This window comes from Methanobrevibacter sp. (assembly GCF_045539575.1).
In the GTDB taxonomy this organism is placed as follows: domain Archaea; phylum Methanobacteriota; class Methanobacteria; order Methanobacteriales; family Methanobacteriaceae; genus Methanocatella.
Genome location: NZ_JAZQFM010000057.1, coordinates 1 through 13,254 on the forward strand (window position 1 = coordinate 1; position 13,254 = coordinate 13,254).

Below are 13,254 nucleotides of genomic sequence, written 5' to 3' on the forward strand. Positions count from 1 at the left end.
CTAAAGTTGCACTGACAAGTTTGTCTTCAGGAATCAATTCCCTGATTTCTTTAATTACCCAAGGGAAATTAGCACCTAAAGAACCTTCTTTAGGATTTTTAACATCAACAATATCTGCTCCACCTTTAATTGATTCAAGAGCTTCTTCACGATTTATAGGACTTATTAATAGAAGCATAAATTTCCTCCAATATTATATTATAATATAATAATATTACTTCCTTATTATTTATAATATTATTGCTTTTTGGGGAAATTTTTTAAAAAAATAGAATTAATAAGGAGAATCATTATCCCGAACATTGTTTTTAATTACCCCATGTGCTTTGGGATAGAATCCAACATCAGTTGATAACTTTCTCATGTTTTCAATTATTTCATTTGTAGGAATTGACACCGGACAGTTCAATGTGCACAATCCGCATAAGGTACACATGTAAAGGCCTGAATTGTAGCATGTCTCGTCATCCTCAATGAACTTTGACATAGCAACGCCACGGCCTCCCAGATAGTTGTTGAACCCGAATTCATTACCCACAGCGTTATATACCGGACAGTGAACGACACAGTTTCCGCATCCGATGCAGTACAGGCATTCCGGTGTTGCATCGCTTCTTCCATTGTCCATCAAAATTACAACTACCCTTTCAGCACCATACATGTTTTTCAGGAGCTTCTTTTCAATGTCCGCTGTTTTTGAAGGCCCTGAGATCACATTCATATATGAGGTCACATAGTTTCCGGTAGCAAAAATTGTCTCAAGCTTTACAACGGAAATTGCATCTTCCAAAGTAGGTACAATTTTATCAATTCCCGCTACAATTATATGCAAATCTTTTAGTGAAACTATTGAAATATTGCCCTCATTGTGAACCATTACAAGGGATCCCTCTTCGGAGGCTATAGCATTGGCTCCACTTATACCTACATTGGCATTTTCAAGACGTTTTAGTACATCATGCCTGACGGCCTCCATGATTTCCCTGGCTTCAGGATTGACATTAACGTCCAGAGATTCATTGACAATGTCAGTAATTCTTGAAATGTTCAGATGAGATGCAGGTCCGGTCGGATGAACCGGCTTATTGTCAGTCTTTTTAAGCTGTAAAATCCGATCTCCCAAATCTGTTTCAACAATATCAATATCAGTATCCTTAAGATGGTTTTTAAGGTTGATTTCTCCCAAGGTATTGGATTTTGCTTTAGCTATTGCAGTGCAGTCATACTCCTCAAGCAATTCGTCAATTATGTCAAGCGCATCCTGCGCTGTGTCTGCAATCCTGAAATCAATGTCATTGCGTTTGAATGAATCCAGCGCCTGGGCGAACAGCTCATCATTATTTTCAATTGAATACTCCTTGATTTCCTGAACTCGTTTGATTAGTCTTTTAGTGGATGGGGAGTCCTTGATGGTGTTTGACCTTTTTTTAACTGTGTTGAATGATTTTCTCATTGTTTCAAGTTCACTATTCTCCATCTATACCACCATACTTAACCAAAAATTCAGTCAGGTCCAAAACTTCAATATCATCATTTTCCAGATTGAGTTTGCAAAACGGACACGGTGTCACTAAAGTTTCACATCCTGTTTGCTTTGCCTGTTCCAGCCTTGATGCTGCCATCTGAGTGGCAATTTCAGGATAAGCTGACTTAACACCTCCGCCTGCTCCGCAGCACAGACTGTTTTCACGGATATTGTCCATCTCAACCAGGTTTGCAACAGATTTGATAACATTTCTCGGCTCATCAAAAACATTACAATGACGGCCCAGATGGCATGAATCATGATAAGTAACGTCCAAATCCTTTTTGGACAAATCAAGTTTGCCTTGACTAATTAAATCATTTAATAATTGGGAAATGTGGATTACATCCAATCCGTCATAATCCTCTTTCAATGTCTTATAGCATCCCGCACAGGAAGTGATGATTTTTTGACCTTTGAGAATTTCAGTATTCTTTTTAATCTGTTCTGAAGCCTCATCTATAAAACCAGTTCTCAGCAAAACAGATCCGCAGCATTTTTCATCATCCAGTGTATGAAAATCCACACCGGCTATTTTTAGAATTCTTTCAGTTGCCTCAGCAATGCCAGTCTGCTTTTCGCGTGCGGTGCATCCTCTGAAATATAACATAAATTATTCCTCTTCATCGTCAAGAGTGATTTCATTCTGTATTGCTACCTGTTTTACAATGGTATTCATATCATTTTGCAGTTTATCCACAATAAAGTATAATCTTAAAACTGTGTAGAACAGTATTATAAATACCAAAATGATTATGAAGTCCAAACCACGGGTTATACCAACCATTCTAGCGAAAGAGTTACTTAGATTTGGGAAAAGTGAAAATATTGCTACAATTATCCAAAAAATAGACCACAATATTGTTGTAAAGAAAGAATTTTTTCCCCTCAAATATCTAAATGCAAACCACACTATGGCTAGGATAGAAATTATTGGAAATATTAAAGAATATAAAAGCATTTTACCACCTTAAAATTGATGTTTTATCATTTGAAGCAATATCTTAATTGCGACACTTACGTTTGTACCTTTGGCCTGAGTCTCTGGAGTGTAAATTGTCTCAATCGGAACTTCTGCAAAAGGAATTTTATTATCATTGATTTCACGAATGAATTCTGAAGATATGAGATATCCTGTAGCGTTAATGCTGATTTTATCCAAAGCATCTCTAGTGATTGCCCTGAAACCTGTTTGTGAATCGCTTACATTAACCCTATAAAATATTCTTGTTAAAAGGTTCATTATCGCATTGGCATAGTTTCTGCTTCTAGGCATGTCCTTAAGCGGCCTTACACCAATTACAGCCTGAGCTTCACCTGTAACCAACGGCTTTATGACAGCATCCAAATCGTCAGCGGAATGCTGGCCGTCAGAGTCCATGCTAACAATATATTTAGGATTGAATTTCAAGGCAGCGTCAAATCCAGTCTGGGTTGCAACGCCCACACCTCTGTTAATGAGCAATGAAAAAACGTGAACCTTATCAGGATATTGTCTTTTAGACTCTAAAATAACATCTAAAGTATTGTCTGACGAACCGTCATTGACAATGACCATATTATATCCTTTCTCTGCAATTGCCTCGATTACAGGTTGGATTCTTGTTGCCTCATTATATGCCGGAAGAACCACATAAGTGGCATCCTTGTCTTCCTTGGTTATTTCATATTCCATTTTACACCTTTCTATAATGGTCCTGCATCCTCTTTTCCTTCACGCATTCCCATTCCAGCTTCTTTTCTCATCGCCTTTCTATGATACATCATCTTAATTAGGTTTTGTGCATGTTCACGGGCCCTGTTTTCCGCAAGTTTTGCAAGTTCAACAGGATCTTCCTCCTCATCCTCATGGACAAACACTTCAAGAATATGTGTGTTGGTCATCAGCTGTGCATTTATCAGTCCTGTTGATGCCTCATGAGCACACATCTTATCTTTTTCCATAGGTCCAGGCATTCCAAGTGCCATTACAATATCACAGTTTTCTTCTTCAATGAGAATCTTTGCAGTTACAGGCAAATCCTTTACGCCCGGAACTGTTTCACGAATTATCTTTAAATCATAAGCGTTGTTTTTAAGCTCATCAATAGCTGCTGAAGCCATATCAAAACGAGCAAATGTTGTATCACAAATTCCAATTCTCATGTAAATTCACCTTATGAAAAAGTATGTTTTTAATAATATAAATGTTTAGTTAAAAATACAAAAGTATTATGAATTATTACTGCGAGTAATACTTTCGATATTAAAATTATGAAAAAAATCTGATTTAAAAAAAAATTAGTTTTTGTTTAACATTTCCAAAAACTTATCCTTAGCTTCATCTATGGTCAACGGATAATCATTTTCCATATCAAAGCCTTCCTGTTCAAGTTTCTGGAAGAGTTCAGTTACAATAGGTACTTTCAAGTTTGCCTGTTTTAAAATTTCAGGCTGCGCAAAGATTTCTTTAGGAGTACCCTCTGCTATTAATAACCCATCAACTAAAACAAATACCCTTTGTGCATAGTTTGGAACCAAATCCACTTCATGAGTTGAAATAATGATAGTAATTCCCTCATCATTCAAATCCCTTAATAACTTTTGCAGATTGACTACACCTTGAGGATCCAAACCTGCTGTAGGTTCATCCAAAACCATTATTTCAGGTTTCATGGCAAGAATTCCGGCAATAGCAACCCTTTTCTTTTGACCTCCACTTAAATGATGCGGAGCTGTTTTCTCAAAACCGCTCATTCCAACACGGGCAAGAGCCTCTTCAACTCTGTCCTGAACCTCTTCCATAGGCAAACCTAAATTAAGAGGTCCAAAAGCTACATCTTCCTCTACGGTTGGAGCAAAAATCTGGTCGTCAGGGTTTTGGAACACAATACCCACTTTTTGTCTGAATTTGAGTAAAGATTTCTTATCGTATTTTAACTCTTCGCCATCAATAAACACCTGTCCCTCATCCGGTTCATAAATACCGTTCAAATGAAGAAACAATGTGGATTTACCTGCACCGTTTTTACCTAAAAGAGCTACCATTTCTCCTTTCTCGACTTTTAAGCTAACTCCCTTAAGCGCCTGATAATCCGCATTATAAGAATATTTAATATTTTTCACTTCTAACATATCAATTCTCCTTTTTTCTTGGTTCATAAATTGGAAGTTCTCCTGTGTATCCCCTTGAATCTAAAGAATGTTGCAGTGTTTCACTTTTGTCAAGAGACCTTAAAAAAATTGTACTTGCAAGGGCTCCCAGTGATTTAAAAGAACCGAAATAAGTACTGTATCCCAGACGTGTTTCCTGTGCTTTCTGCATAGTGTCAATTTCATTTAAGAAAATGAATATTGTATTATACATTAAAAGTGCTATTTCAATAACGATTTTTGGAACTTTCAAGGTTTCCAAACAATGCAAAATTTTTGCGATTGGTGTTGTTAAAGCTAAAAAACCCAGTAACGGCAAACATCCTATAACTCTAAAGAATGTGTAAACACCATAATGAAGTGAATCTGTTGTAACTACAATTCCAAAAATTCCTGTTTCATAAATTACTTCACCCTTACCGAAGAAGAAAATTAAAAAAATACAGGTCAATACAACAAATACCATGGGAATGGATAAAAATTTCAAATAGGAACGAATATTAATTTTAGCTATTGCCAAAATGACAATTGACATAGCAATGAAAATGAAAATATCAAAATACAGATTATCCAATGCTAAAGTTAAGACTAACAAGAAGATTGTTATAAACAATTTTAAATAAGGATTTGTTTCTGTTAAAGCATTATGATGCGCAATATAATCCATGTCAAATTTCATAAAATCACAAAAAAAGAATTAATAAAGAAGAAAAATTATTCTTCTTTACCTTGTCCTCTCCAGTAACCGAAGAAGTAACCAATGATGATTGCTCCTATAGCTGCTTGAAGAGCGAATAATAAACTTTCTATTTCACCACTAGGTGGCTCCCATATAGATGAAAACCATGGTTTAAAACCAGATGACTCTACAGCTTCACCAGCTGCGTCGTCAGATCCACCAAAGTATCCATCATCTTCCCCATGACCATTATACATTGCTAAAGGTGCAATAAATATAATAGCACAAATAATTGCTAAAATAATTAATGTAGATGTTTTCATTTAAATCACCTTATGCTTCATTAGGAGCTAATGCATTAAGTTTATTTAATAATTTTGGTTTGTAAGCTTTTAATCTGTCCCATATAATTACGGTTAAGATACCTTCACCAATTGCTAACGGTACTTGAGTTACTGCAAAGATAACTAAGAAGTTTGTTAAAGCTGCACCGAAAGATGGAGCTGGGAATGCGAAAGCTAATTGGAATGAAGTAGTTACATAAGTTAATAAGTCTCCTAAAAATGCTGCAAAGAATACTGCAATAGTAGAAGATACATTAGCTTTAGTTAATCCTTTGTATACAATCCATGCGACTAATGGTCCAACGATACCCATTGAAACAATGTTAGCACCTAAAGTAGTCAATCCACCGTGAGCGAGTAATAAAGCTTGGAAGATAAGAACAATAGTAGCTAATACTGCAGTAACTGCAGGACCAAATAATGCTGCACCTAAACCGTTACCACAAGGGTGAGAACAACTTCCAGTAACAGAAGGTAATTTCAAAGATGATAAGATGAACATGAATGCTCCACTTACTGCAAGTAAAGCTTTGGATTCAGGGGTTTCATCTACGATTTTTTTAATTTGATAAATACCAACGGCAACGAATATGATTGCGACAACAAACCATACAATACACCACATTAATGGTAAATATCCTTCCATAATATGCATAAATAATTTCCTCCAAATAACCTATCAATATAGATTGATAAATATGTCAATAAAAATTTAAATTAAAATTAATATTTATTAAAGTTTTATTGATAATGGTATTATATACCTTATTATATATAAATATTATTAACAATTAAGCAAACAAAATTTAGGTAAACCTAATATATTTAATAGAAAAAAGAACAAAGATGATAACATGAACATGAAAAATAACTTGATTTTGGCACTCGATGTAGGAAGTGAAAGTGAATCCATATCAATATGTGACTCAATCAAAGACTATATTGACACAATAAAAATAGGTTACCCGCTTGCACTTGCAGAAGGTCTTGAAATCATAGGAAAACTTAAGGACAAATTTGGATTTAAGGTCATTTGTGACTTTAAGGTGGCAGACATTGATGCAACAAACTCAAAAATTTGTGAAGAAACCTTCAAGGCAGGGGCAGATGCAATAATATGCCATGGATTTGTAGGATCAGACAGCGTTCAGGCATGCCTTGATGTGGCAAACAAATATGAAAAAGAATTATTCCTGCTTACCGAAATGTCCCATCCGGGAGCTAAGATGTTCCTTCAAAAGAATGCAGATGCAATAGCTGAAATGGGAGTTGATATGGGAATTACAAACTATGTTGCACCTGCTACAAGATTAGACAGACTCGCAGATATTCGCCGTATTGTCGGTGAAGATGCATATATCATATCTCCTGGGGTTGGCAAGCAAGGTGGAGACGGTAAGAAAACTTTGGAAATATCAAACGCAATAATTGTCGGAAGAAGTATTTATGAATCAGACAATCCAAAGGGAGCCTGTGAAAAATTAATCGAATCTTTAAAATAAAGCAAACTATTTTAATTAAAACCAATAAAGATAATATTGTTCTTAAAATTTATGAACAAATTTATAATAAATCGGAGGAAAAATCATGGCAAATGAAGTAACAAAAATGATTATGGAAACAATCTTAGCATTAATCACCACAGCATTTGCGTTTGTTGCTGGTGAAGCATGGAACAGTGCAATTCAAAAGTTAATTGAATCTTTCATTGGTACTGGAGATGCTCTCCCTAGTTTATTCACATACGCTATTGTAGTAACTATTATTGCAGTTATCGTTACCGTACTCATTGCTAGAATTGCAGGTAAAATGGGTGTTGAAACAGGCGAATAAATATAAAAAAAATAAAAGGAATTTTTTTATTCCTTTTTTTAACTTCTTTTTTTTAACTTCTTTTTTTTAACTTCTCTTTCTAATTCAACTTTTCAAATAATATTCCTGCGCAGGTATAGGATATTTCAAAGAGTATGAAACAGACAAATATCCAAAAACTGAATACACCACTAACCGCAAGCAAGAGTATTACAATTTTCAATACAAACCTATATTCAAAAAATAGATTCCAAAACTTGTTTTGAGTGACATTACCTATTAATTCATGACCCACTTCATCTGAAAGTGTTCCTAAAATACATATCAGTAAAACAACCAAACTCAATTCCGGAATTCCGCCAACTAACAGAATAAAAATGTAAACTATTAAAGTAATGATGTGATGCATGCCATCCACTTTCATGGCAAGGAGATTGCCTATTGGAATAGCTATGAAAATATAGGCTGCCTCTACACTATAAATGGAAGCTAAAGCTGAAGCAACACCACAGAAAACTCCTAAAACACTTGCAAAAGTTAAATCATTATTTTCATCAACCAAATCATCCGAATATTTCATGAAAAATCCGGATAAAATAAATAAAATAGCTAAAATTATATAACTCACTTAATCACGACCGATTTTATCTAGAGCAGCTGCATAAATCAATGGGAAAATAACGGTAACATCACCTACGACACTTGCAAGACTTGATCCGCATCTTGCTTTTGCCCAGGATTTTGCCTCTTCAAGAGGTGCACCTCCCAAACTGCCGGCTTCAGGCCTGTCCATAGTAATTTGAATGGCAGCATCAAGACCTCCTGTAATTACATTTGATGCTAAAGTGTAATGTTTGGTCAATCCTCCACCCAAAAGCACTGCTCCTACCTTTTCAGAGCCAAATACGATGTCTGACAATAACGGCATGTCTCCAGCTGCACTTACTGTAAAGTCATGGTCCTGTGAGAAAATCCATAATTGAAGACCCATCATGGAATCAATAATCCCCGGCGCAAATATAGGAACATTATTCCTTGCAGCATTGGCCACAAATGAATTCTCATCATCAACCAAAAGGCCAACTTCGTGAAGCAGTTCCTGAATTGATATAACTTTCTTTTCCTGTGAGATTTTCTCAAATATTTTAGTTATTTCGCTTTCAAAGATTGTGAAATCATCTGCCCCCACATTGATATCTGCAATTCTGCCTATACCTTCAGCATTTAACTCCTCATCGTCTTTGCCTTCATGACGGTAATGGGAACCGCCAAAAGCCTCAACTAAGTCATGAGTAATATTTGCTCCACTTGAGACTATTAAATTGACATGCCCTTCCTTAATCATTTTGGACACTATATTTCTCATGCCTCCAGGTATCAAAGGGCCTCCAAGACTTAAGAATACGTTCATATCCTCATCCTGAATCATGTCCGCCAATATATTACATGCGCGAGCTACTCTACCTGCTCCCAAAACTCCGGATTCATCAAATTGATCCAACAAATCCAGCACACTCATATCCTTATCAACATTAATTTGGTTAACTTTCATTAAATCACTTAAAAAATAAACTTAATTTGTAATTATTGGAAATTGCTCTAGATTGGTAATGCTGTCAATCAAGTCAGTTCTTGTTACAATTCCAAGTAAGTTCTGGTCATTGTCTGCTATAATCAATCTGGAAATTGATTTTTTAAGCATGACCTCAATTGCATTGGCAATCTTTAAATCCTCATTTACAATTACCACATTCGGAGTCATCAACTCTCCAACGGTTTTATCTTCATTATCCTCAGCAATGGCCTGAACAAGATCAGTTAATGTGAACACTCCCACAACTTTCCCGTCTTTTATAACTGGAGCGCCATCAATTTCATTTTCCGCCAGATTGCGAGCAGCTTCCTTTACTGAACAATCCATTTTGAATGAAATCACATCCTTGCTTGCAATATCACCCACTGTTTTTTTAGGAATGCTTCTGATGGTGGTGGTATCAACCAGAAGGATATTGTCCATGTCATCCCTTCCGACAATTGTTCCCATGACTCCCAGATTGTTTACAGGAGTAGGGCCAATCCTAATGATGTCGCCAAGATTCAAATCTTTTATGCTTCCTAAAACTTTTATGGCCGCTTCACATTCAGTCGGCTGTGGAACACTGGTAAATTCAATCTTTGCAACTGAAATATCATCCAGTTTTTCACCATTTTTATATATAGGCACTTTAGAATCACTATCTGAAACTGAAATGTTTAAAGAATGATAAGCTTCAATAGTTGGTTTATATCCGCCTCTAGGACCTGGCACGCCCTTAACTAAACCTAAACTTCTAAGAGATTGCATCTGGTTACGGATAGTCCCCGGATTTCTGTTCATAACCTCAGCAATATCTTCCCCTTTAATAGATTTGCCATTTGAGGATTGATATAAATTAATTAATGTTTGTAAAATTTCCTTTTGTACAGATGTTAACATGTTTTCACCCATAACTTAAATAATACTATTAAATATGTAAAAGATACCTTATAAATGTTAATGATAAATAATGATAGATAAAATTAGCTATTAAAGAAATATAAACATCGTTTAAAAAAAATAAAGAAAATGAAATGATTATTCAACCAACTGTTTCAAATCATTCCTTATAATTGAAGTTGCATCAAAACCTTTGATGACATCAACCATCTCAGGGAATTTTGATTTAGGAATCAACACATTAATCTGTGAAAAATCAGACCCCGCTGTGATTGTAGGCTCATCAGCACAGAGCTTATTCTCAATTAAATAATTGGAAACCTCTTCGATTTTTGAATTTGCTATATTGAACTTTACGTCAAAATACTTTTTAGCGGTGATTGCCCCAAGCAGCTGCTCATAAATCATCTTAGCCTTTTCAAGCTTTTCACCTGTACACTTTTCGCTTGCGTAAAGACCTGCTGAGGAATGCAAGATGGTTTCGATTTCCTTCAATCCTGCTTTTCTAAGGCTGCTTCCGGTTTGGGTATTGTCAACAATCAAGTCAGCACCTTTAGCAATGTAAACTTCAGTAGCTCCGTCGGAGTTGATGACCTGCACCATCTCATTGTCCCCATCTGTCAAACCTCTGACCTGAACAAACGGTACTGAATCACCATAGATTTCCTGATAAACTTCATTTTCCATGATGAATTTTCTTGTCAGGTTTGGATATTCAGTGAAACATAAGATTGGAGTTTTCCTGTCCTTGTTTGCCCTGAACAGATCAGACAAACTGTCATAAGGAGAATCCTTAGGAACCGCTACAATCAGACGTGTCTTTCCATAGTCCAAATCACCGAGTTTAACTGTTTTAGTTGGCCTTAAAACAGACTCTTCCTTAATCCAATCTTCACCAACGATAGCTATGTCAACCATTCCCCTGTTCAGCTCGACAGGAGTGGATTGCGGACGGGTTAAAAATGCAATTATATCATCATCATTCAAGATTTCAATTTCATAAGATTCATCGCCAGGTTCGTATCCTTTGACCTCGTAACCTGCATCAACAAATAATTGGTGAGTATTTCCTCTTTTTACGTTGTTTAAACTTCCCTTTGGAAGTCCTAAAATTATTTTATCATTCATAATAATACCTACAATTAGTTATTATTTAAAGATATATAAATAGTGATGTTTAAAAAAAAAGAATTTAGTTGTGATATGGTTCACAACTTTGTCTGTCAATAGCATGTTTGTGAACATGCATATGCTTAATTCCATTTTCAGTTTTGATTTCATCAAGAATTTCAACACCCTCGTGGGAATGAGCATGCTCACCGTCATTGTGGAAGTGGTAATGTGAGTGCTCGGTATTCTGGGTGTCAATTTTTTTGATTGAATCGTCAAAGTGCCTATCATATAAAAGTGCTGCATTCAAAACAACTAGACATGATCCTGCATTGTGAACAATAGCTCCAGTCACAGGGTTTAGAAGTCCCAATACGGAACAAATGATAGCCACTGCATTGATTGTCATTGAAATTGCAATGTTTGCCTTGATAGTGAATAATGTGGAATTTGAAAGTTTTTTAAGATATGGGATTTTTCCGATGTCATCTCCCAAAAGTGCAATGTCTGCCGCCTCAATAGCCACATCACTTCCAACGGATCCCATTGCCACACTTACATTTGCAGTCTTAAGTGCAGGTGCGTCATTTACCCCATCTCCAATCATACAGACTTTTTTGCCTTCACTTTTGAACTTTTCAATCCATGAAAGCTTTTCTTCAGGAAGTAAATTACCATAAACTTTGCCAATTCCAACCTGTGATGCAAAGTAATTAGCAGTTTCTGTGTTATCTCCGGTAAGCAATACTGTTTCGGTTCCAAGCTCATGCAAACTGTCAATCATCTGTTTGGAATCTTCACGTATCACATCAGACAAACCAATTAAACCAATGACCTGTCCATCTAATGCAACAATGATTGAAGCCTTACCTTCATTTTTAAGTTTATCTAGCTGTGTGTCAACTTTTACGTCAATATCATTTTCTGATAGGAATTTGGAGTTTCCTGCATATACAACACCATAAGAATTTTTACATGTAACTCCCTTACCGGGATACATTTTAAAGTCTTGTGGTTCTTCAATGTCGATATCGGCTTCTTTTGCATTGTTAACAATAGCCTTAGCCAATGGATGTTCACTCAGTTTTTCACAGGAAGCTGTGAGTTTAAGCAAATCCAAATTGGTTAAATCTTCTTTAAGAGAAATAACATCAGAAACTTCTAGATTACCGTAAGTTAAAGTTCCGGTCTTGTCGAATACCAGAGTATTTAAACCTCCCAAGGTTTCAAGGGCTTCACCTGACTTGATTAAGACACCGTATTTTGTTGCCTGACCGATTGCGGCCATGATTGCAGTAGGTGTTGCAAGTATCAATGCACATGGACAGAACACTACAAGGACGGTTACACCCCTTTCGATATTGCCTGTGATTAACCATGCTGCAATAGCAATTATCAATGCAACAGGAACCAGCCATGTTGCCCATTTATCTGCAATTCTTTGGGTAGGTGCCTGTTTTTCATCGGCTGCCTTAACAAGATCTATCAATTTTTGAAGTGATGAATTTTCACCTAGACTGGTTGCCTTAATATCAATGGCACCATACATGTTCATGGTTCCGCAGAATACCTCGTCTCCCACTTCCTTATCTATAGGCAGGGATTCGCCAGTCATGATGGACTGGTCAAGTGATGAAGTACCGCTTATGATTTCACCATCAACCGGAACGCTTTCACCTGGAAGAATCCTTAATGTATCCCCTAATTTAATATCATCCACAGGGATAACCTCTTCTACACCGTCAACAATTCTTCTTCCAGTTTGTGGAGTCAAGTTAATTAAATTTCTTAAACCTTTTTTAGCCCTTTCAACAGTCCAGTCTTCTAAAAGAGCACCTAAAGCCATAATCCAAGCCACTTCACCTGCTGCAAAAATTTCACCAATTAAAAGTGAAGCCACCATAGCTATTGCAATCAATAAAGCAGATGATATCCATTTTTCACGGATTAATCTGGTCATAGCCAGAAGCAGCATTGGAATACCGCTGATTATTACTGTACCCCATGCAGGGTCTAAATAAACTGGAGTTTTCACTCCAAAAATCATGAAAATAACTGCGATTAATAAAAATATACCTGAAACAATGGTCATTTTTAGTCCAAATAAGAAGTCAGTTATTTCGTCTATCACAATAAACACCTCTAAGTATTACTTTTTTTGAATTTATTTAAATAC

17 protein-coding genes are annotated in these 13,254 nt (G+C 36.1%); 2 read left to right on the forward strand and 15 right to left on the reverse strand.

The features are described from left to right. The 10 genes from ACKI30_RS07385 to ACKI30_RS07430 all read right to left on the reverse strand — a co-directional run. Positions 1-178, reverse strand: a 178-nt coding sequence (locus ACKI30_RS07385) for a (5-formylfuran-3-yl)methyl phosphate synthase (RefSeq protein ID WP_407411323.1), incomplete at its 3' end; no start/stop codon positions are given. Between the two features lie 96 nt (positions 179-274). Beyond that, complete coding sequence (locus ACKI30_RS07390) at positions 275-1,477, reverse strand: LUD domain-containing protein (RefSeq protein WP_407411242.1); 1,203 nt, start codon at positions 1,475-1,477, stop codon at positions 275-277. After that, positions 1,467-2,135, reverse strand: coding sequence for a (Fe-S)-binding protein (locus ACKI30_RS07395; RefSeq protein ID WP_407411244.1), 669 nt, complete (start codon positions 2,133-2,135; stop codon positions 1,467-1,469). The genes ACKI30_RS07390 and ACKI30_RS07395 overlap by 11 nt, the downstream gene beginning before the upstream one ends. A gap of 3 nt (positions 2,136-2,138) precedes the next feature. Continuing rightward, positions 2,139-2,486 (reverse strand): DUF2304 family protein, encoded by a 348-nt coding sequence (locus ACKI30_RS07400; RefSeq protein WP_407411246.1) that lies wholly within the window; start codon positions 2,484-2,486, stop codon positions 2,139-2,141. Positions 2,487-2,495: 9 nt separating this feature from the next. Then, complete coding sequence (locus ACKI30_RS07405; RefSeq protein WP_407411248.1) at positions 2,496-3,200, reverse strand: glycosyltransferase family 2 protein; 705 nt, start codon at positions 3,198-3,200, stop codon at positions 2,496-2,498. A gap of 11 nt (positions 3,201-3,211) precedes the next feature. Continuing rightward, entirely contained in the window at positions 3,212-3,670 is a 459-nt protein-coding gene (gene ribC, locus ACKI30_RS07410; RefSeq protein WP_292608987.1) for a riboflavin synthase, read from the reverse strand. Positions 3,671-3,805: 135 nt separating this feature from the next. Beyond that, positions 3,806-4,639, reverse strand: coding sequence for an ATP-binding cassette domain-containing protein (locus ACKI30_RS07415; RefSeq protein WP_407411250.1), 834 nt, complete (start codon positions 4,637-4,639; stop codon positions 3,806-3,808). A 1-nt stretch (position 4,640) separates the two neighbouring features. Beyond that, the gene (gene cbiQ, locus ACKI30_RS07420; protein ID WP_407411252.1) at positions 4,641-5,336 is read right to left on the reverse strand and encodes a cobalt ECF transporter T component CbiQ; all 696 of its coding nucleotides are present in this window, start codon (positions 5,334-5,336) and stop codon (positions 4,641-4,643) included. Positions 5,337-5,371: 35 nt separating this feature from the next. After that, positions 5,372-5,659: an energy-coupling factor ABC transporter substrate-binding protein gene (locus ACKI30_RS07425; protein ID WP_292740076.1), complete on the reverse strand. Its 288-nt coding sequence runs from the start codon at positions 5,657-5,659 to the stop codon at positions 5,372-5,374. 10 nt (positions 5,660-5,669) lie between these two features. Next, positions 5,670-6,335 carry an energy-coupling factor ABC transporter permease gene (locus tag ACKI30_RS07430; protein ID WP_407411254.1) on the reverse strand — a complete coding sequence of 222 codons (666 nt, stop codon included), beginning with the start codon at positions 6,333-6,335 and terminating at the stop codon, positions 5,670-5,672. A gap of 199 nt (positions 6,336-6,534) precedes the next feature. On the opposite strand from ACKI30_RS07430, the gene pyrF reads away from it, so the two are divergent. Beyond that, the gene (gene pyrF, locus ACKI30_RS07435; protein ID WP_407411256.1) at positions 6,535-7,182 is read left to right on the forward strand and encodes an orotidine-5'-phosphate decarboxylase; all 648 of its coding nucleotides are present in this window, start codon (positions 6,535-6,537) and stop codon (positions 7,180-7,182) included. 85 nt (positions 7,183-7,267) lie between these two features. After that, entirely contained in the window at positions 7,268-7,513 is a 246-nt protein-coding gene (locus ACKI30_RS07440; protein WP_407411258.1) for a DUF5654 family protein, read from the forward strand. A gap of 79 nt (positions 7,514-7,592) precedes the next feature. Here the strand turns inward: ACKI30_RS07440 and ACKI30_RS07445 are convergent, their stop codons facing one another. The 5 genes from ACKI30_RS07445 to ACKI30_RS07465 all read right to left on the reverse strand — a co-directional run bounded on the left by ACKI30_RS07445 (position 7,593) and on the right by ACKI30_RS07465 (position 13,209). Beyond that, positions 7,593-8,120, reverse strand: coding sequence for a hypothetical protein (locus ACKI30_RS07445; RefSeq protein ID WP_407411260.1), 528 nt, complete (start codon positions 8,118-8,120; stop codon positions 7,593-7,595). Then, the gene (locus ACKI30_RS07450; RefSeq protein ID WP_292740084.1) at positions 8,121-9,044 is read right to left on the reverse strand and encodes a deoxyhypusine synthase; all 924 of its coding nucleotides are present in this window, start codon (positions 9,042-9,044) and stop codon (positions 8,121-8,123) included. A 21-nt stretch (positions 9,045-9,065) separates the two neighbouring features. Continuing rightward, entirely contained in the window at positions 9,066-9,968 is a 903-nt protein-coding gene (locus tag ACKI30_RS07455) for a CBS domain-containing protein (protein WP_292740085.1), read from the reverse strand. A 138-nt stretch (positions 9,969-10,106) separates the two neighbouring features. Then, positions 10,107-11,096, reverse strand: coding sequence for an ATP phosphoribosyltransferase (locus ACKI30_RS07460; RefSeq protein ID WP_407411263.1), 990 nt, complete (start codon positions 11,094-11,096; stop codon positions 10,107-10,109). 64 nt (positions 11,097-11,160) lie between these two features. Further along, complete coding sequence (locus ACKI30_RS07465) at positions 11,161-13,209, reverse strand: heavy metal translocating P-type ATPase (protein ID WP_407411265.1); 2,049 nt, start codon at positions 13,207-13,209, stop codon at positions 11,161-11,163. Between the last annotated feature and the right edge of the window lie 45 nt (positions 13,210-13,254).